The sequence below is a fragment of the Micromonospora sp. S-DT3-3-22 genome (genome assembly GCF_015354745.1).
GTDB classification, from domain to species: domain Bacteria; phylum Actinomycetota; class Actinomycetes; order Mycobacteriales; family Micromonosporaceae; genus Micromonospora; species Micromonospora wenchangensis.
Window position 1 is genome coordinate 26837 of sequence record NZ_JACGMO010000008.1, and the last position, 18846, is coordinate 45682.

Consider the following 18846-nt stretch of genomic DNA (forward strand, 5'->3'; position numbering starts at 1 on the left):
TCTGGAAGCCTGGTGGGTCAGTACGGGTAGCCGGGCACGTTGAGCCGCACGCTGTACAGGCCGGAGTCGTTCGTCCGGCCCGAGGTGACGTAGAGGGTGCGCCGGTCGGACCCGCCGAACGCCACGTTGGTGGTGCCGCTGGAGCCGGACCGGATCGTGCCGAGCTGACTGCCCGTGGGCGAGTAGACGTGCACGAGCCCGTCACCGCCCGAAGCCCAGTACACGTTGCCGGCGCAGTCGATCGTGCCGCCGTCCGGGCCGCCGACGTAGTTGACGAACACGCTGCGGGCGCCGGTGCTGCCGTCGGGCTGGACGACGTACTTGTAGATCTTGTTCTCGCCGTAGGCACCGACGTAGAGGGTGCCGCCGTCCGGGGAGAGCGCGATGCCGTTGGGCTGGCGCAGCGTGTCGTCGACCAGCGAGACCTGGCCGTTGGACACACGGAAGACGCTGGTCCGCCCGCTCATCTGGTCGGGGCGGTTGCCCCGCTGGAAGTTGGGGTCGGTGAAGTAGACGACGCCGTCGGAGCGGACCGCCACGTCGTTCGGCGAGTTGAACGCCCGGCCCTGGTAGTTGCCGGCGACGACCCCCCGGGCCAGGGTGTCGAGCCGGTACGTCGAGACGCTGCGCTGGTCGTGCGTGGCGGCGACGAGTTGCTGACCGTCGGGGGTGAGCGCGAGCCCGTTGCTGCCGGCGTTGCCGAGGAACGTGTCGAAGGTGGCCGGCGGGGTGAACCGCCGGATCGTCGACGGTTGGACGTTCTCCGACCCGGTCGGCGCGGCCATGTCGGAGAAGAGCAGGTAGCCCCGGTCGGCGATCCAGACGGGCCCCTCCAGGAACGCGAAGCCGCCACGGATCTTCGTGGCCGTGACCGAGGTCGACGGCAACGGCGGGCCGTAGCCGGTGCCGGACGGGCAGACGCCGGGTGGCGCACCGGGCGGGCCGGCCAGGGTGGCGGGCTGCCCGGCCGACGGTGCGGCCCGCAGGGACGGCGCGGGCGCGGTGTCGGGGCCCGCCGGGACGGCGGCGGGCAGGGCGAGCAGGAGGCTGGCCAGCGCGGTGGCGGCCGGGTGCAGGACCATCGGGAACTCCGATCGGCGAACGGACCCGCCGTCGTCGGCGGTCGCGGGGTGGCACCGGAACTGATCTACCGGTATCGATGCATCATGGGGCAGCATAAATTAGGAACCACCGCACCGCATGGGTGACGATCCGCCGATCCCGGCAATGATCCGGATTTCTCACTAAGATGCTGGTCAATGTAGTCGGATTACCGGACACCACCCGGACGCCGACCGCCGACGGAGTCCACATGCTGATCGGGGCTGGTCGATGGATGACCCCGGGTCCGTCCGGCCGGTCCGGGATGACCCGTCGCCGCCGCCGGCACGACGTTCCGCCGCCGCCCATCATGGACAGGTCGACTGTGGAGCCCGAACGGGCCACGGAACGCACCGACGGTCCCGATTCGCACCCACCTGCCGCATTACCGACAGAGGCGGAATCGACGTTGGGAGCGCGCTCATCTACCCTCAGGGCAGATCCGGCCACGTCGTGGCCGGCACCGGTTCGGCAGCCATGGGTGTCGTGGTCTCCCCGCCAGTATTCACCGACCATGGCCCTGTTCGGAGGGATCGAAGCGTTGACGAGCGACAAGGCGGCGCCGCCGGGCGTCGACACCACCCGGCCCAGCATCGCCCGGGTGTACGACTACTACCTCGGCGGCAAGGACAACTTCGCGGTCGACCGGCACGCCGCCCAGATGGCGATGCAGGTCACCCCGGACGGTCCGGAGGCCGGGCGGGCCTGCCGGGCCTTCCTGCGCCGGTCGGTCCGCTACCTGGCCGCCGAAGCCGGCATCCGCCAGTTCCTCGACCTCGGCTCCGGCCTACCCACCCGGGGCAACGTGCACGAGATCGCCCACCAGGTCGACCCGGACGCCCGGGTGGTCTACGTGGACAACGACCCGATGGCCCTCGCCCACGGGCGGGCCCTGCTCGCGGACGCCCGGACCACCACCGTGGTCGGCGCCGACGTCCGGCAGCCGGACGAGCTGCTGGCGGAGCTGCGCGAACGCAAGCTGATCGACTTCGACCAGCCGGTCGGGCTGCTGCTCCTGGCGATCCTGCACCACCTGCACGACGACGACGATCCCGCCGGGGTGGCCCGCCGGCTGATCGACGCCCTCCCCTCCGGCAGCTACCTGGCCATCTCGCACTTCTACGACCCGGGTGCGGCCCAGCCGGAGGTCTCGGCGAAGGCGCGGGCGGTGGAGAAGGTCTTCAACGAGACGCTCGGCACCGGCCGGTGGCGCACCCGGGACGAGATCCTCGGCTTCTTCGGCGACCTGGAGCTGGTCCCGCCCGGGCTGGTCCCGCTGGCCGAGTGGCACCCGGACGGCGAGGAGGACACCAGGCAGACCGCCACCTACCACACCATCGTCGGCGGGGTGGCCCGCAAGGCCTGAGCACGGGCGCTGCCGTCGGCGACCTGACCGGTCCCCACCCGGGGGCCGGCCCGGCCGGCGGCAGGCTCCCCGGGCGCGCCACCGGCACGGCCGGCGTCAGTAGCAGGTGTTCATCGCCGCCCGGACCTCGGCCAGGGTGGCGTCGGCGACCGCCCGCGCCCGCTCGTTGCCCTCGCCCAGGATGGCCCGCAGGTGGGCCCGGTCCTGCCCGTACTCGGCCCGGCGGGCCCGGATCGGGGCCAGGTACTCGTTGACCGACTCGGTGACGACCTTCTTGAGCGCCGCGGCCCCCGCCGACCCGATGTCGGCGGCCACCTGCTCCGGGCTGCGCCCCTGGCACAGGGCCGCCAGCAGCAGCAGCGACGACACCTCCGGGCGGGTGGCCGGGTCGTAGCTGATGTGCCGCTCCGAGTCCGTCTTCGCCCCCTTGACCAGCCGGGCGGTCTCGTCGACGGTGGCGGCGAGCGTGATGGCGTTGTTCCGGCTCTTGCTCATCTTGGTGCCGTCCGTGCCGAGCAGCAGCGGGGCGCTCGACAACAACGCGTCGGGCTGGGGGAACACCGCCGAACCGGCACCGTACCGGTCGTTGAAACGACGGGCGATAGTCCGGGTGAGTTCGAGGTGCGGAAGCTGGTCCTGGCCGACCGGAACCAGATTCGCCTTGCAGAACAGGATGTCGGCGGCCTGGTGGACGGGATAGGTGAACATCAACCCGCTGACGGCGGACTGCCGCGAGTGCGAAATCTCGTCCTTGACGGTGGGATTGCGGTTGAGTTCCGACACCGAGACGAGGCTGAGAAACGGCAGCATCAACTGGTTGAGTGCCGGGACCGCACCGTGCGTGAAGATCGTGCTGCGGGCCGGGTCCACCCCGATGGCCAGGTAGTCCAGGACCAGTTCCTCGACGTGCTGGAGCAGATTGTCCGCCACGTCGCGGTCGGTGAGGACCTGGTAGTCAGCGATGACCACGAACAGCTCCACCCCGAGTTCCTGGAGCCGGACCCGGTTGTGCAGTGTGCCGAAGAAGTGACCGAGGTGCAGGCGGCCCGTGGGACGGTCACCGGTGAGCACCCGGAACTGCCCCGGGTCCTTGCGGATCAGCTCCTCCAGCACGGCGCTGCGGGCCTGCGCGGCGGACGTCCCGAGCGCATCGGTCGGCCCGGCTGAGGCGGCGGCACCGGCGTCTTCGGTCTGGGGTACGGCGGTATTCACAGGATCTCCTGAAGGGTCGGTCTCGACGCCATGATTGCACGGTCCGCGCTTCGGGGAACGGCAAAGGGAGCCCGATCCGAAACGGCGGACCCGGGCGTCGGAGCACACCGGGCGAACTGACCTCGGCCGTTACCCCGCACGGGGCGGACGACGGTCCTCACCCGTCGCCGACGGTCCGGGATATGCGCGTGGCGAGCAGTTCGTGCAGCATCCCGTGCAGCGGCACCGGATGCCCGGCCCGCCCGGCCAGTCGGACGACGGCACCCGTCCAGGCATCGAACTCCGACAGTCTCCCGGCGAGGATGTCCCTTTGCAGGGAGGTGGTGCTGTCCGCCGGTTGCCGGTCCATCAGCGCCACCGCCGTATCCAGCGCGTCCGGCGGCAACGCGATTCCGAGCGCAATTCCGGTCTCGTATATCTCGCGCATGCCCGTGACCAGCATCCGGCGGGTGCCGGGGCGGGAACGGAGTTCACCGACCGTCGCCCCGCCGGTGGCCGCGCCGAGGCTGCCGACCGGCACCACCAACAGGAACTTCGCCCACAGCGCGGCCCAGATGTCGCCCGGTTCCAGCACGTCCACCCCTGCCCCGCGCAGCAGCGCGCGCAGTCGGGTCACCCGGTCGGACGCGCCGCCGTCCCACTCCGCGAAGCCCAGCGCCCCCGGCGGACCGTGGTAGCGCACCTCGCCCGGCGCGACGGGGGTGGCGACCACCCGGGCCAGGCCGGGCAGCACCCGGGCACGGCCGATCCGGGCCGCCACCTGCTCCGGCGCCTCGACCCCGTTCTGCACGGTGACCACCGCGGTGTCCGTACCGACGAGCGGGGCCAGCGCGTCCAGGGCGGAGGGCAGCTGCGGGGTCTTGACGCAGAGCAGCACGTAGTCGACGGGGCCGAGGTCGTGCGGGTCGTCCGACGCCCGCAGCGCCGGGGCCACCCAGTCCCCCGCGGCACCGGTGACCCGCAGCCCCGTGCGGCGCAGCGTGGCGAGGGTCGTACCCCGGGCGAGGAACCGGACGTCGTGCCCGGCGGCGGCGAGGCGGCCACCGAGGTGCCCGCCCACGCCGCCGGCCCCGACCACGGCGATGCCCGCGCCGGCCGGCGTGCCGTCCCCGCCCGTCGGCCCGGCGTCGGTACGGCCCGCCCCGGCATCCACCTGCGGTCGGGCCGTCATCGGGGCAGCCGCCTTCCGACGCGCAGGGGAAGCGCCTCCAGGCCCCGGCTCAGCGAGCTGTCCGCCAGCCAGACGACCTTTTCGGCGGGCACCGCGAGGGCGAGGTCCGGCAGGCGGCGCAGCAGGGTGGAGAACGCGATCTCGCCCTGGAGCCGGGCCAGCGGGGCCCCGATGCAGAAGTGCGTGCCGTGACCGAAGGACAGGTGCCGGTTCGGCGAACGGGTGACGTCGAACCGTTCCGGGTCGTCGTACACCTCGGGATCGTGACCGGCGGCGGAGAGCGAGAGGTGCACGAAGCTGCCCCGGGGGATGTCCACCCCGCCCAGGCACATGTCCCGGGTGGCGACCCGCAGCGAGGCCCAGGCCGCCGACCCCTCGTAGCGCAGGATCTCCTCGATCGCCCCGGGGATTCCGCCCGGGTCGGCGCGCAGCATCGCGAGTTGGTCGGGGTGCCGCAACAGCAGCAGCGTGCCGTTGCCGACCATGTTCGCGACCGTCTTGTGCCCGGCGATGATCAGCAGCAGGATCGTCGACAACAGCTCCCGGTCGGTGAGCGCGTCGTCGTCCCGGGCCCGGACGAGTTCACTCAGCAGGTCGGTGCCGAGGTTCGCCCGGCGCTGCGCCACCAGGGCGGTGAAGTAGTCGGCGAACTCGTCGCTCGCCGCCTTCAGCTCGGTCTCCGCGTGCTGCAACGGGTCCTGGCTGAGCACGTAGCTCCACCGCTGGAACAGCGGCCGGTCCTGCACCGGGATACCCAGGTACTCGCAGATGACGATGAGCGGCAGCGGCAGCGCGAACGCGGTCACCAGATCGATCTCGCCGCCGTCGGGGAACGCGTCGATGAGGTCGTCGACGACGGCCTGGACGCGCGGCCGGAGCCGGGCGACCACGGCGGGCAGGAACGCGCGGCTGATCGGCTTCTTGAGCCGGGTGTGCTTCGGCGGGTCGGCGAAGCCCAGGTTGCCGACGACCAGCAGGCTGTTGGTCGCCGCCTTGTCCCGGTAGTGGGCGGGCAGGTTCTCGATCTGCTTGGACAGGCGCGGGTCGCCGAACGCCTCCTCGACGACCCGGTTCGCGAGGACGGCGTACGCCTCGGCACCGGGCGGGACGTCCATCCGGTGCACCGGGCACCGGGAGCGCAGTTCCGTCGTCGCCGCGTGGGGCGAGTCCCCCGGATCGGTGAAGTACGTCGTGGGCAGCACCTCCGTCATCGTGACCCCCGACCTCCCGGCTCGCCGCTGCCGCCGGCCACCGCCGGGATGATCCAGACCAGGTCGTCCCGGCCGACCTTCGTCTCCAGACCGTCGAGACCCCTGATGTCGTCGTCGTTGAGGTAGACGTTGACGTAGCGCTTGACCCGCTGGTCCCCGTCCACGATCTTGTCGAGCAGTCCCGGGGCGGCGCGGTCGAGCCGGACGAGCACCTCGTGGATGCTGTCGCCCTCGACGGAGAACAGCCGCCGACCCCCGGTCAGCGCGTGGAAGGCCGCCGGGACCTTGACGGTCACGACGGGCGCCGGCGACGGTACGCCGGTGCCGTGGGCAGGTTCGGGCATGACTGGGTTCCCTCCTGGACAGAATTCCTGACGTCACCGGCGCGGCGGTCAGGCTGGAAACTCGATCTCGATCTCGGTACGCAGCGCCGACGGCAGGCGTACGTCCAGGGGCTCGCACCCCTGCGGTCCGGGCCGCCACCCCGCCACCCGGTGGATCAGCCGGTCACCGCCCGCCCGGACGTACCAGATCACGTTCACCGGCCAGCCCGACTGGCGGAACAGGTACTCGTCCATGCCGGTGGGTTGCTCGCTGAGCCGCTGCCGGCGTTCGTGCGGTGGGCCGATCTCGTGCCAGTTCGGGTGGGAGTGCACCGAGCCGAGCAGTTCCCGGCCGTTCACGGAGTGCTGTTTGATGGCCCGCAGCACCCCCTCGTCGGCGCACCAGAACCCGCGTTCGGTGTCCCGGTAGACCTCGCCGAAGCGGGGGGCGATCCGCTCCTCGAACTCGGCGATGACGCTCTCGTCGCGCCCCCGGACGTTCGGCACGAACTCGATGTCGGTGATGCTGATCCCGGTGTCGTCCACCTGCCCGAACAGCAGCGCCGACGCGCGGGGCGGGTGGTGGGGCACGCCGTCGGCGTCCCGGCTGTCCAGACACCTCCGGTACTCCCGTACGGCGTCGGCGACGAAACGGCGGGCGGCGGCGGGGGCGAACCGGACCACCCGGGGCAGGTCGCCCGGCCCCGCCGGGGCGGGGTCCGCGTCGGCCGGGTCGGGGGTCTCGTCGCGCTTCTTGCCGGCCGAGGCCAGGGTGCCGCCCAGCAGGGCCGCGCCCAGCGGCCACGAACGCATGTGCACCGGCAGCGTCACGCAGTGGTCGCCGAGGCGCAGCAGCAGCCCGTCGTCCACCAGCCGGCCGGCGGCGGCGGCCTCGGCCGGCCCGGCGGTCAGCTCGGCCCACGGGCACCCCGGCAGCGCCCGGAGGAACACGTCGACGCAGGTGGGGTCGTCCAGGACCAGCCGGCGCACGGGCCGGTGACGCTGGTCGACGACGGCCAGGAACCCCGGGCCCCGACGGAAGTGGAGCAGGCCGAACGTCCGGGTGGAGCGCCAGCCGTCGACCACCGTGGTCCCGCTGCCGCGCACCGTCGCCCGCACGGGGGTGGGCAGGTGGTCGAGGTGCCGCACGAGGTGCCGCCGCTGCGCGTCCAGGACCAGCGACCAGGTGACCGGTACGCCGATCGAGGAACACTCGCGCAGCAACGCGACGATCCGGGTGGCGGTCCGGTCGGGCAGCGTGGACAGGTCGACGGGTTCGGCCAGCCGTACCCCGCCGACGGGGACCCGGGTCAGCAGCTCCGCGAACTCCCCGCTGGTGGGCAGTTCCGCCGGGTCGAGGGTGAGGGTGGCCGGCCGGCCGGCCGCCGGGGCGGGCCCGCCGGGGGCCCGCAGGTCGTCGATCGTCAGTGACGTGCTCATCGGGACGCCACCACCTCCCTGCCGTCGATCAGCTTCCGGCGGTACGGGTCGACGTCGAGCGCGACGGCGACGTACCGTTCCTCGTCCTCGAAGGCCAGGCCACGGTCGACGAACCAGCGGAGCATCCGGTCGAGCGCGTCGGCGGTGACGGCGTGCCCACCGTCGGCGAGCCGACGGGCGATGCCCGCCCGGCCGGCGACCTGGAACATGCCGAGGTAGACGTTGCTGTGGACGTCGTCCAGCTCGATCGTCTCCGTGGGCCAGCTGGCCCGGCGGTCCTCGATGGTCACCCGGCCCCGGTCGTCGACCCAGTAGGACAGGTCGCCACCCCGGTACGCCTGCGCCCAGCGTTCGACGCCCTGCTTCAGCTCGTCCTCGATCGGGCCGACGATGCCCTGGTCGCGGGTGTCGAAGAGGTAGACCAGGTCGTACAGCTCGTCGCGCGGGACCTGGTAGATGAAGTCGTAGATCTCGGCCGGCCGGCGGTACATGAACCCCTGGGTCGGGTCCTCGAAATAGGGGCTGAAGCGTTCCAGCGCGATCCGCCAGGCCCCGGTCGGCGGTTGCAGGTGTTCCAGCGTGGCGAACGTGCCCAGCAGCCGGCGGTAGTCGTCCTCGGTCTCGCCGGGGAAGCCGTAGAGGATGTTCCAGGTGACGTTGAGGCCGAGGTCGTGGCCGTCGCGCAGCATCCGGACGTTGTGCGCGGCGCTGACGCCCTTGTCCATCAGGCGCAGCACGTGGCTGCTCAGGCTCTCGATGCCGGGCTGCACGTAGGTGACGTTCGCCTGTTTCAGGCTGCGCAACTGGTCCCGGGTCATGTTGGACTTGATCTCGTAGTGCACCCGCAGGTCGCAGTCGAGGGCGGCCATCGCCGGGATGGCCGTGTTCAGGTACTTCATGTCCAGGATGTTGTCGACCATGACGAGGTCCAGGACCCGGTACCGCTGCGCCAGTTCCACCACCTCGTCGGCGATGCGGTCGGGGGCCTTGCTGCGGAAGTCGATGTTCGAGCCGTTCAGCCCGCAGAACGTGCACTGGTGGACCTCTCCCCACCAGCAGCCCCGCGAGGTCTCCAGGACCACCATCGGCCGGACCTGGGGCGCGAACGACGTCTCCGCCAGGGCCCGGAAGTAGCTGTCGTAGTTGGGCGCGGGCACCATCGCGAACGGCAGCGCCCCTCGGGCCGGCGGATTCACCACCGTCCGCCCCTCGTGCCGCCAGCTGAGCCCCGGAACGTCCGCGAGGTCGGCACCCGAGGCGACCCGGTCGAGCAGCATGGGCAGGGAGCGTTCGCCCTCGCCGCTGAGCACGAAGTCGAGTTGGGGGAAGTTGCGGTGCAGGGCCGGGCCCTGGAGCCCGTCGCAGTTGCTGCCGCCCATCGCCGTGCGGATGCCCGGCACGAGTCGCTTCAGCTCCCGCGCCAACGCCAGGGAGGGCACGTTCTGCATGAAGGTGCTGGTGAAGCCGACCAGGTCAGGCGGGTCGGCGGCGATCTGTTCGGCGAGCCGTCGGACGAACCCACGGGCGTGCCGCTGCATCGCGACGGGGGCGTCCGCGTCCACGCCGCGCTGCCGGAGGAACTCGGCGAACTCGGCGACCCGGTAGCTGTCGACGTCGTACAGCGCCGGGGTGAAGACCCAGTCGCCGACGCCGTGGAACACCTGGTCCGCCACGTTGCCGTAGTCGGTCGGGGTGAGGGTGCCGCCGCTCTCGACGAGCAGGTGCTCGGCCCACCGGAGGTTGGCGTACAGTTCGTCGATCTCCCAGTCGGCGGCGTGCCTCCGGACACACTGCCCCAGGATTCCCAGTGCGCTGGACGGGGTGTCGAGACCCTGCCAGGGCATGGCGACCATCAGGAGCTTCACGGTATTCCACCCAGCTTCTTCCGTCGCGGTCGATAAATGTGCGGTCGTTTTCGCGGGGCGCGCGGCACCGCAATTCGGGGACCGCTTCCCGATCTTTTCCGCGGTGGTTCACCGACCAGATGGCGGTGCTCTGCCGCAGTGCGCCGGCCCGGGCCGCGAGGGAGCCACGGGGAGGCGTTCAGATCATTTTCCGGTGGCTGCCGCCCGGCTTTCCGCGCCGTCCCGGGCGGGGTGGCCGACGCACATCACCGGACCGGTCGCACTTCCGGACCTGCATGACGTCAGGCCTGTCGTACGACCTCCAGCCTTAACACACGTTAACTCCGGAATTCATTACGGTCAAGCGCAGTTGTCATCCAGCAAGGATTCGTGGGATTCTCGGCCCCGACATTCTCGATAATGGAGAATGCAAAAGTTCCGCACGCTGCGACAATTTCTGCCACCGCAGATGTTGAATAGTCAACCGCCCTCGGCACAATTGATCGCCAGAGCGGGGCGATCGCGGCGGGGACAGCGCGACCCGTTCGTGCGGGAGGACGTCCGTGATCGACTCCCCGACTCCGGCCCGATGGTCTAGCCTCCCAGTGACAGATCCATCCCCGACGATCCGGCGGAGGACACGATGACCGTTCGGCGACATCTGCTGCGTACGCTCGCGGCCTGCGTGGCGGCGACGACCCTGACGGCCCTGGCCCCGGCCGGGGCGGCACAGGCGGCCTGCACGACGAGCAGCTTCACCGTGGTCTGGGACTACGCGGGCATGTACACCGCGCCCAACGAGTCGACCCTGTACGGCACCCGCCGCTACGGGCAGGTCGTCACCGGCCCGACCGGCAACACCGCCAACGGCTGGACGCTTACCTACGACTACTGGAACGGCCTGCCGCTCTGGGCGTACATGAAGGACGCCGCGTTGCAGTACCGCGGCTGCGCCTGACCCGCCCGGCCGCTACAGGCCCGCGCCGGTCCGGCAGCGGGCCCGCGCCGGTCCACTGCCGGCCCGGCGCGGGCCCGGCGGCACGCGGCCGGTGGTCAGCGGCGGGCCAGCCAGACCGTCCGCTCGGTACGGACACTGAGGTCGTCCCGGCCCGGCAGCCCCGCCACGGCCCCGTCGAGGGCGGCGAGGTCGGGCGGGGAGAGCCGGTCGGCCAGCCCGTGCCGCATCCGGCCCAGCGAAACCTGCGCGTAGCGGGCGGCGGCGGCGGGCAACGGGGGCCGCAGGTCGATGTCGAAACGCCGCTCGGTCACCGAGCGGAATCCGGCCTGCGTCATCCGCTCCCCCCAGTTCTCGTGCATGTGCAGGCCCGCCTCGTGCCGGCGCTTCGCCGCCTCGTCGTGCACCCGCCGCTCCACCTGCTCGCCCGGCGTGCCGGTGAGAAAGCGGGGGAACGCGTCCACCTCGGCGACCACCAGCAGCCCGTCCGGCCGCAACGCGTCGAACGCCGAGGCGAGCGCGGTCGCCGGATCGGCCAGGTGGTGCATCGACGCGGCGGCCCAGATCACCCCGGTCGGCCCGAGGTCGGGCCAGGGCTGGTCGAGGTCGGCCTGCACGGTCCGGATCCGGTCGCCCAGGCCGGCGGCGTCGGCCCGGGAACGCAGGTGGGCCAGCATCTCCGGGGAGAGGTCGACCGCGGTGACCGTGGCGTCGGGCAGTTCCCGGGCGAGGGCGAGGGAGGCCGTGCCGCTGCCGGCCCCCAGGTCGACGACGTGGGGCTGCCCGACGGCCTCCCGGCCGACCCAGCCGATCACGTCGCGGAAGTAGTCGTGCAGGACCTCGGCGTCCAGGTCGAGCAGCTCGATCAGGTGGTCGTGTGCCATCCGGCGACGGTAGCCGGACCATGCCCGTACGGCATAGCATCTTGCGTATGAGGCAAGACAGGGATCTGGAGGACCTGGTCCGCCAGCGCGTACGCAGCCTGCGGCTGGCGCGCGGCTGGTCGCTGGAGGAGCTGGCCCGACGCTGCCTGATCAGCCCCTCCACGCTCAGCCGGATCGAGACCGGGCACCGCCGGATCGCCCTCGACCAGGTCGCCACCATCGCGCGGGTGCTCGGCATCACACTCGACCGGCTGGTCGAGTCCGACGCCGACGACGACGTGGTGATCCGCCCGCACTGCGACGAGAACCGGGGCGTCACCACCTGGTTGCTGTCCCGGGACAGCAACCAGACGGTCGCCAAGCTACGGATCACCCGGGACGTCCCGACCGACCTGCGGGTGCATCCGGGGCGGGACTGGTTCACCGTGCTGTCCGGCACGATCGTCCTGCGCCTCGGCGAACGGACGATCCTCGTCGGCACCAACGAGGCCGCCGAGTTCTCCACCCTGGTCCCGCACGCGTTCGGCGCGCACGACGGCCCGGCCGAGATCCTCTGCATCCTCGACCACGAGGGCGAGCGCAGTCACCTGGGCCCGCACCACCACCCGCCGCCGGTCAACCGGTGATCACCGGCCAGGCGTAGGCCAACAGGGCGCACGCCGCCCCGAGCAGGGCGAGCGAGACGCCACGGCTGGGAATGGGCAGCGCGGCCAGCACGAGCAGGATGACCGCGACGACATAGAGGAACACCTGTACCGACATGACACTCTCCTCGACGGTGGGCTGACGGACGGTGCCGTCTCTACCCCCACCGCCCCGGTCGGGAAACCCGCTCCCGGCCCGGAACCGGACCCCCGACCCTCCGGATCGGACGGTGCCGGCCGGGGACCGTTCGGCCCCCGGCCGGTCCGACCGTCCGATCCGCCGTCGACGGTCGCCGCGACCGGCCGTCAGCAGCCGAGCCGCTTGGTGGACAGCGCGATGTCGTCGATCCAGAGGTTGAACTCACCAGGCGTCGTGCCGCCCTGGTAGAGCTGCCAGCCGATCTTCACGGTGTCGACCGCCGGCAGGACGAACGGGACGTCGTTGCCGCCGTGGTCGGTGGTGGAGGCGGTCAGCTCCGGGTTCGCCACCCCGTCGATCCACACCGCGACGCGGTTGTCCGTCGGGTCGAGCTTCCACTCGAAGCACTGCCAGGTGTCCTCGGTGACCGGGGCGGACTCCCGCCAGTTGGTCCAGTCGCCGGTCGGGCCCCCGTCCGCGCCCACCCCCCAGAAGGTGCCGGGGACGGTGGGCGCGTACTGGCCGCCGACCGGGCGGACGACCTCGGAACTGCCGCTTCCGGTCGCCTCCACCAGCGTGAAGTGCGCCCAGTCCGGGGCGGTGGGGAAGGCGTCGACGCGCAGCCGCATCCGCCCGTAGAAGCGGTTGCCCGGCGCGGCGAAGTCGTCGACGCGCAGGAAGGCCCGGCCGTTGTCGACGGTCCGGACGTGCAGCACCTGGTTGCCGTGCCGGGCGCGCTCGACGGTGAGCGTGCCGTGGCGGGTGTCGACGCCCCACTTCAGCGTGCCGGGCCCCCCGGGCGGCAGCCGCTCGAAGTCCTCGCAGAACAACAGGTCACGGTGGCACGAGCGCGGGGCGGCGTCCGAGACACCGGCCGGGACGCTGCCGGCGGTGACGCCGAGGATCAGGGCCGCGGTGAGAACCGCGAGGGAACTGCGCATGGTCGTCCTCCATGGGGGGTGATCGCTGCCGGGTGGGCGGGGCCGGGTGGAACTGCCGGCCGGCGGGTCGACTGCCCGTCGTCGTGGCGATGGCCCGGCGTACGGCACGCGCCGGCCGAGGCGGCGTGCTGCCGGCGCTGCGCTGCTCCCGCGTACACCGGTTCCCCAGCGCGGTTGCCCCCGTGCTGCGGTGCTGTGAGCCATTCCAGCACGCCCACCCCGCCCTAGCAATATCGACAACTATCAGCACAGCTCACGCGGCGGGGCGGACCGGCCGGCCTCCGGCGGCACGGGACGAGGGCCCCGCCGGTCAGCCCGGCGGGGCCCTCAGGTGCTCACCCGCTGCGGCGTCCCACCGCAGCCGGGCCGGTCAGTTGCAGGTGGTGCCGTTGAGCGTGAAGGGCACCGGGACGGCGGGGGAACCGTTGGCGGTGAAGCCGAAGCTGACCGCGCCGTTGGTCGGGATGTTGGCGTTGTGACTCTCGTTGCCCACCGTGACCGACGCGCCGGTCTGCTGGAAGACGCCGTTCCAGTGCCCTTGGATCAGCTGGCTGCCGGGGAAGGTCCAGCCGAGCGACCAGCCGTTGACGGCCGGGCCGTCGTTGTAGACGGTGACGCTGGCGTTGAAGCCGGTGCCCCACGAGTTGGTCACCACGTACGACACGCGGCAGGTGCTCGCGAGGGCGGTCGCCGGCCGGATGTCGCCGTAGTCGTCCCGGGCGGTGGCGAAGTCCTGGAAGCCGAAGCCGGGACCGGCCGACCGGGTGGTGGTGCCCGCCGCGAGGACGGTGCCGTTGGGGTTGACGAAGTAGACCGGTCCGCCGCTGTCGCCGCCCCGGGCCGCCTCGTCGCCGTCGAGCTGGGTGGCCTCGACCAGGTCCTCGATGTCGTCGTAGTGGAACTCGACCCGCAGGTTGCAGACCGGCCCGCCGAGCTCACCGGCCGAGGTGTACCCCGACTGGCAGAGCATCTGCCCGGGGAAGACCTCGGTCCAGCCGGTCACCTGGGCGCGTACCTCGTCGTTCTGCCCGCCGACATAGATGTGGCTGCCCGGCGAGGAGGTCGAGACCAGCATGGTGTCGTGGTCGTCGTTGCTGGCGACCGAGTAGCCGACGAGCGTCCCGGTGTTGGTGTTCGTGTTCCAGGCGACGTGCCAGGGCTGGCCGATGGGGCCGCAGTGTTCCGCGGTGAGCAGGTAGCCCGCGTTGGTGGTGTGGTTGCGGACGCCGAAGCCGGCGGTGCAGCCGTAGGTGGTCAGCCCGATGCCGATCCCGCCGTCGTACGGCGCGGCGTCGTTGTACCGGGACCGCTCGACCATCCGCTCCCGGACGACGGTGCGGGTGCTGACCCCGGTCGCCGGCAGCTTCGGCTGCTTCGCGCCGGCCTTCGGGTCGACGGCGACCTCGATCCCGGAGCCGTCGGTACGCAGCCGGACGGCGTGGGCCGCGTCGTTCGGGTCGGCGTCGACGACGGGGGCGAGCTTCGCCGCCGCCTTCTTCAACTCGCTGCGGGTGTAGGTGGCCCCGACGACCTCCACCGGGGCGGTACGGCGTGCGGTCGCCACCGCCGCCGCGACGTCACCGGGCAGGGCGCCCTTCCACCAGAGGGTGACGTGGTCGTCCACCAGGCCGATGCCGGCGTAGCCACGCGGCGCGCCGGCCTCGACGGCGGTGCGCACGACGTTGGCCGCGTCGACCAGCGGGGCCTGGGCGAGCATCCGGTCCCGGGCCTGCGCCGGGATCAGGTCGAGGAGGGAGCGGTCGTTCCCGGCCGTCGGCGCGGTCGCCGACGCGCCGAACGGCTGACTGGGGGCGGCGTTGGAGGGTGCCGTCAGCGGACCGACCACCACCGTGGCGCCGAGCAGCACGCCGGCGACCACCGAGCGGCGGGTCGCGTTCCAGGTTTGCGTCATGACCATGAGTCAAGTGATTCCGCCGACCCGGGAACAGGCAGAAGCATCGGCAAGAATCGACCGCCGGTGCCGTCCCGACGCCGACCGTGGCCCGGAGCCTGTGGCTGCGGGCCCGGCCGGCGTCGGGACGGGCGGGGTGGCCCGCCGTCAGGAGCCGGTGCAGGAGATGTTGCCGGGTGCGGTGCTGCTGCTGCCGTTGACCAGGAACCCGAAGGTGGTCGAGGCGTTCGGGTTCACCGAGCCGTTGTAGGCGGCGTTGCGGATGCTGACCGTGCCGCTGGTGCCGGTGCTGCTGCCGTTCCAGACGTTGGCGATGGTCTGCCCGCCGGCCAGCGTCAGCTGCACGGTCCAGCCGGTGATGGCGGTGGAGCCGGTGTTGGCCACGGTGACCTCACCCTGGAAGCCGCCGTTCCAGCTGCTGACCGTGCGGTACGTCGCGATGCAGCCGCCCGGCTGCCCGGTGGGCGGCGGCGTGGTCGGCGGAGCGCTGGTCGGCGGGGTGGTCGGTGGCGTGGTGGGCGGGGTGGTCGGTGGCGTCGTCGGCGGGGTGGTGGGCGGCGGGGTCGTCGTCCCCGGCACCGTGGTGGAGGCCGCGTTCAGCGCGTTGAGGACGGCGGTGTACGCCGCCTTGGGGTTGCTGTTGCGGTCGAACAGCAGCGGGTTCTCGTTGCCCCGCCAGGAGTCGCTGTCCCGGATGCCCCAGGTGGTGATGCCGACGCAGCGCGGGACGTTCATGCACGCCTGGGTCAGGCCCTGGTACTGGCTGGTCGAGGCGTTGGTGACGTCGGCCTCGGTCAGCGCCACGTCCACCCCGAGGGCGGCGAAGCTGGACAGCGTCTGCTGGAAGTTGCCCGGCAGCGAGCTGCCGCCGGTGAAGTGGGTCTGCAGGCCGACGCAGTCGATCGGCACGCCGCGCGCCTTGAAGTCCTTGATCATGTTGTAGACGCCCTGCGTCTTGGCGTACGTCCAGTTCTCGATGTTGTAGTCGTTGTAGCAGAGCTTCACCGACGGGTCGGCGGCCCGCGCGGTGCGGAACGCCACCTCGATCCAGTCGTTGCCGGTGGACTGGAGGTTGGAGGAGCGGCGGGTGCCGTTCTCGGCGTACGCCTCGTTCACCACGTCCCAGGCGTAGAGCTTGCCCTTGTAGTGGGCCATCACGCCGTTGATGTGGCTGATCATCGCCTGCCGCAGCGCGCTGCCGCTCAGGCTGCCCCAGAACCTCGGCTGCTGGGCGTGCCAGGCCAGGGTGTGGCCCCGGAACCGCATGCCGCGCTGGGTGGCCCAGTTGTAGATCGCGTCACCCCTGCTGAAGTCGAACTGCCCGGGGTTGGGTTCGGTCGCGTCCGGCTTCATCTCGTTGACGGCCGTCATCATGTCGAACTCGCGGGCGGCGATGTTCAGGAAGCCGGAGTCGTTGAGCCGGTCCGACCCCATCGCGGCACCGAAGTACCGGCCGCTGCGCTCGGCGGCGGCCTTCAGCGTCGTCCCGGGCGGTCCGCTGAGGTCGGCGTGGGCCAGGGTCGCCACGGCCATCGAGGACACGGTGATCGCCAGGGCGCAGGCGCCGCCCAGGAACAGCCGGGTGGCCCTCCTGGTACGGCGTCGCGGTCGAGCGGGTACGTCGTTCATCTGTGCTTTTCCTCCTCGGTGTTCCGTCCGGTCCTCGCCGTGGCGGGCACGCGACCGGTCGACCGCTGGTGGGATCGACGACCGGAACACCGCGCCTGCGGCGGGACCAGCACGTCACAGGGAGGCCGGCCGGGGTCGCCCGGTCGCGCCTCATCGATGACCACCGGCCGGCTGCCCGGTCCGCCCGGTGGATGGCGAACACTCCGCGTCCTACGCCCGTGCGGGGTGACGCTGCCCTGCCGTGATGCTATATCGAATGGATTCGATCTGCGACAGGTGCCGGCCCCGGACCGGCGGTCGTGGACCCTCCGCGACGGCCCGGCCACCCGCAGGCGGCACCCTCAGCGGGTACCCGCCCGCCGGGCCGCCAACTCCGTACGGTTACGGACGCCGAGCTTGCGGAAGATGTTGCCCAGGTGGAACTCGATCGTCTTCACCGAGACGAAGAGCCGCTGCGCCGCCTCCCGGTTGCTGAGCCCGTTGGCGATCGCGGTGGCGACCCGGGCCTCGGCCTCGGTCAGCGTCGGCCCCCCGGCCGGCACCGGGAACGGCGGGGCGGCGACCGGCGGCGGCGCGGCACCCGGCGGGGTCGTACCGAGTGAGCGGAGGTCCCGCATCACCAGCGTGAGCATCCCGGCGGCACCCGTCCGGGCGTACCCCGCGCACGCCTGCTCCAGCAGCCGGGCCGCCTCGCCCCGCCGGCCGGCCCGCCCGTGGTGCACGCCGAGCAGCCAGGCGACCCGGGCGGCGAGCAACTGCTCGACCGGGCGGGTCAGCAGGTCCACCGCCGCCGTCAGGGTCGCCGTGGTGGCCGTGCCCGGATCGAGGATCCAGGCCCGCCACGCCGGCAGCACCGGTCCTCCCGGCCAGGAGGCCGGCGGGTCGTCGACCCCGGCGAGCAGGTCACCGGCCAGCCGGGACCGGCCGGCGAGGGCGTGGTGGGTGGCCAACTCCCAGCGGTGCTCGTACTGGAGGCCGGCGGTCACCCCGACGTCCCTGGCCACCACGAGTTCGAGCAGCCCGGCCCAGGTCTCCCGGTCACCCCGGACGAACGCCAGCGCGGCCGTGCACTCGGGCAGGTGGCGGGCCACCCAGGCCGAACCGACCTGCGCGGCCAACTCCCGGGCCTGGTCCAGGTGGACGGCGGCATCGTCCAGGTCACCACGCAACGCGTCGCACTTGGCCAGCCAGGAGGTCGCCTCGGCCTGCACGTCGGGGGTGCCGCACTGCGCGGCCAGTCGGGCCGCCTCCCTCAGCTCGGCCTGGCCCCGGACCAGGTTGCCGGCCCAGCAGTCACCGACCCCGACCAGGGCGAGCAGCCGGGCCCGGTCGGCCGGCGGCAGGTCCAGCGCGGCGAGCAGCGGGGCGAACCGGCGCGCCTCGTGCGGACGCATCAACGTCATCACGGCGGTCAACGCGCACTCCACCAGCACCGGGTCGTCGCCGAAGGCGTGCTCGTCGAAGATCCGTACGGCGGCGTCGAGGTGCTCCGGGCCCTCGGCGAGGCCGGCCCGGGTGGCCGCCGTACCCGCCAGGGTCCGGTAGATCAGTGCGGTACGCGCCGAGCCGCTCGCCTCGTCGGCCTTCCGCACCCGGGTCAGCAGCGGGAGCAACTGGTCGCTGTCGGTGGTCCGGGACAGCGTGAGGAAGGCCCGGAACAGCAGGCGCGCGGCCTCGTCCGGGTCGGCACGGTCGGCCGCCGACAGCAGGCGCTCGGCCGTGATCTCGGTGGACACCGGCTGAGCGTAGAACCCGGGGCCAACCCTGGGGATTTCCCTGGTGCCCAGGTCACCCCGGCCCACCGAGACTGCATGCACCTGCCGGTCCACCCGGCCGGTGGGCGTTCGCGAACGGATACGAGGTAGCACCATGAAGCGCAGGACCGTACAGATCGACACCATTCCCGCCGACGGGGTGGAACTGGCGGACGAACAGCTCGCCCGGATGCTCGGTGGCCTGCCGCGCCCCAACGCCGGCTCGTCGAAGACCATCGACGACATCCCCGGCGGGGGACGACCGGACACCGACACCGACTTCTGATCCCGTCACCGTCGGCGATCCGGCCCACCGGTGG

Annotated in this window: 17 protein-coding genes; 4 read left to right on the plus strand and 13 right to left on the minus strand. The window is 72.2% G+C overall.

What is annotated here, in order from left to right; all coding sequences use genetic code 11:
- Window positions 1-17 precede the first annotated feature (17 nt).
- On the minus strand, window positions 18-1082 hold the full coding sequence (locus tag H1A17_RS03690; RefSeq protein WP_194821060.1) for an SMP-30/gluconolactonase/LRE family protein: 1065 nt from the start codon (window positions 1080-1082) through the stop codon (window positions 18-20).
- Between the two features lie 533 nt (window positions 1083-1615).
- Here H1A17_RS03690 and H1A17_RS03695 point away from each other — a divergent pair.
- The gene (locus tag H1A17_RS03695) at window positions 1616-2467 is read left to right on the plus strand and encodes an SAM-dependent methyltransferase (protein WP_228542883.1); all 852 of its coding nucleotides are present in this window, start codon (window positions 1616-1618) and stop codon (window positions 2465-2467) included.
- 96 nt (window positions 2468-2563) lie between these two features.
- On the opposite strand, the gene trpS is transcribed toward H1A17_RS03695, so the two are convergent.
- The 6 genes from trpS to H1A17_RS03725 all read right to left on the minus strand — a co-directional run bounded on the left by trpS (window position 2564) and on the right by H1A17_RS03725 (window position 9689).
- On the minus strand, window positions 2564-3679 hold the full coding sequence (trpS, locus tag H1A17_RS03700) for a tryptophan--tRNA ligase (protein ID WP_145922230.1): 1116 nt from the start codon (window positions 3677-3679) through the stop codon (window positions 2564-2566).
- Between the two features lie 157 nt (window positions 3680-3836).
- Window positions 3837-4850: a 2-dehydropantoate 2-reductase gene (locus tag H1A17_RS03705; protein WP_145922231.1), complete on the minus strand. Its 1014-nt coding sequence runs from the start codon at window positions 4848-4850 to the stop codon at window positions 3837-3839.
- Complete coding sequence (locus H1A17_RS03710; protein WP_145922232.1) at window positions 4847-6061, minus strand: cytochrome P450; 1215 nt, start codon at window positions 6059-6061, stop codon at window positions 4847-4849. Before H1A17_RS03710 ends, H1A17_RS03705 begins: the two co-directional genes overlap by 4 nt.
- A complete protein-coding gene (locus H1A17_RS03715; protein WP_194821061.1) occupies window positions 6058-6405 on the minus strand; it encodes a MoaD/ThiS family protein in 348 nt (115 codons plus the stop codon). The genes H1A17_RS03710 and H1A17_RS03715 overlap by 4 nt, the downstream gene beginning before the upstream one ends.
- Before the next feature lie 48 nt (window positions 6406-6453).
- Window positions 6454-7824, minus strand: coding sequence for a DUF5825 family protein (locus tag H1A17_RS03720; RefSeq protein WP_194821062.1), 1371 nt, complete (start codon window positions 7822-7824; stop codon window positions 6454-6456).
- Complete coding sequence (locus H1A17_RS03725; RefSeq protein ID WP_145922235.1) at window positions 7821-9689, minus strand: RiPP maturation radical SAM C-methyltransferase; 1869 nt, start codon at window positions 9687-9689, stop codon at window positions 7821-7823. The genes H1A17_RS03720 and H1A17_RS03725 overlap by 4 nt, the downstream gene beginning before the upstream one ends.
- 622 nt (window positions 9690-10311) lie before the next feature.
- Here H1A17_RS03725 and H1A17_RS03730 point away from each other — a divergent pair.
- On the plus strand, window positions 10312-10626 hold the full coding sequence (locus H1A17_RS03730) for a hypothetical protein (RefSeq protein ID WP_145922236.1): 315 nt from the start codon (window positions 10312-10314) through the stop codon (window positions 10624-10626).
- A gap of 95 nt (window positions 10627-10721) precedes the next feature.
- Here the strand turns inward: H1A17_RS03730 and H1A17_RS03735 are convergent, their stop codons facing one another.
- Window positions 10722-11507 carry a trans-aconitate 2-methyltransferase gene (locus H1A17_RS03735; RefSeq protein ID WP_145922237.1) on the minus strand — a complete coding sequence of 262 codons (786 nt, stop codon included), beginning with the start codon at window positions 11505-11507 and terminating at the stop codon, window positions 10722-10724.
- 47 nt (window positions 11508-11554) lie between these two features.
- Between H1A17_RS03735 and H1A17_RS03740 the strand changes: the two genes are divergently transcribed.
- A complete protein-coding gene (locus H1A17_RS03740) occupies window positions 11555-12133 on the plus strand; it encodes a helix-turn-helix transcriptional regulator (RefSeq protein ID WP_145922238.1) in 579 nt (192 codons plus the stop codon).
- Here the strand turns inward: H1A17_RS03740 and H1A17_RS03745 are convergent.
- From H1A17_RS03745 to H1A17_RS35465, 5 genes are all read right to left on the minus strand, one after another.
- Window positions 12123-12269: a hypothetical protein gene (locus tag H1A17_RS03745; RefSeq protein WP_168222586.1), complete on the minus strand. Its 147-nt coding sequence runs from the start codon at window positions 12267-12269 to the stop codon at window positions 12123-12125. The genes H1A17_RS03740 and H1A17_RS03745 overlap by 11 nt on opposite strands.
- 188 nt (window positions 12270-12457) lie before the next feature.
- Window positions 12458-13231, minus strand: coding sequence for a hypothetical protein (locus tag H1A17_RS03750; protein WP_145922239.1), 774 nt, complete (start codon window positions 13229-13231; stop codon window positions 12458-12460).
- Window positions 13232-13601: 370 nt separating this feature from the next.
- Window positions 13602-15143, minus strand: coding sequence for a cellulose binding domain-containing protein (locus H1A17_RS03755; protein ID WP_145922240.1), 1542 nt, complete (start codon window positions 15141-15143; stop codon window positions 13602-13604).
- A 147-nt stretch (window positions 15144-15290) separates the two neighbouring features.
- Window positions 15291-16772, minus strand: a complete 1482-nt coding sequence (locus tag H1A17_RS03760) for an endo-1,4-beta-xylanase (RefSeq protein WP_194821063.1) — start codon at window positions 16770-16772, stop codon at window positions 15291-15293.
- A gap of 341 nt (window positions 16773-17113) precedes the next feature.
- Window positions 17114-18508, minus strand: coding sequence for a helix-turn-helix transcriptional regulator (locus H1A17_RS35465; RefSeq protein WP_194821064.1), 1395 nt, complete (start codon window positions 18506-18508; stop codon window positions 17114-17116).
- 133 nt (window positions 18509-18641) lie between these two features.
- Between H1A17_RS35465 and H1A17_RS03770 the strand changes: the two genes are divergently transcribed.
- Window positions 18642-18812, plus strand: coding sequence for a putative ATP-grasp target RiPP (locus tag H1A17_RS03770; protein WP_168222588.1), 171 nt, complete (start codon window positions 18642-18644; stop codon window positions 18810-18812).
- Window positions 18813-18846: the final 34 nt, after the last annotated feature.